Source organism: Bowmanella dokdonensis, from assembly GCF_017254865.1.
GTDB lineage: Bacteria > Pseudomonadota > Gammaproteobacteria > Enterobacterales > Alteromonadaceae > Bowmanella > Bowmanella dokdonensis.
Genome location: NZ_JAFKCV010000386.1, coordinates 1 through 286, shown reverse-complemented (window position 1 = coordinate 286; position 286 = coordinate 1). Strand labels below are relative to the sequence as shown.

The 286-nt window shown below is 47.2% G+C and carries 1 pseudogene; it reads right to left on the bottom strand.

Annotated elements, in window-relative coordinates:
- Positions 1 to 5: 5 nt before the first annotated feature.
- Positions 6 to 286, bottom strand: a pseudogene (locus J0A66_RS23025) (methyltransferase domain-containing protein); the annotation flags it as partial.

The window sequence follows — 286 nt, the reverse complement described above, 5'->3', positions numbered from 1 at the left end:
ACATTTCACTTTTGTATCTCCACAAAGGCCACCTGGTAACTTATCGGCAAACGTCCCGATTTTGCGTAGGCCTTCTGATAATAAGCCTCAAGTTTGCCTAGGGTATGACGGTTTAAACCACTAGGCTGGTTACTTAAGGCCACGCCAGCACCAATGTCTTTCATCGAGTGCAGCACTTCACTGAGACTGTTATGCCAGGTCTGATAAGCTTTGTCTTCAACCTGGCAGTGCAGGCCTGCCCTAAGGGCACTGGTGTAGATATCTTGTACCGAACAAAATGCATTAG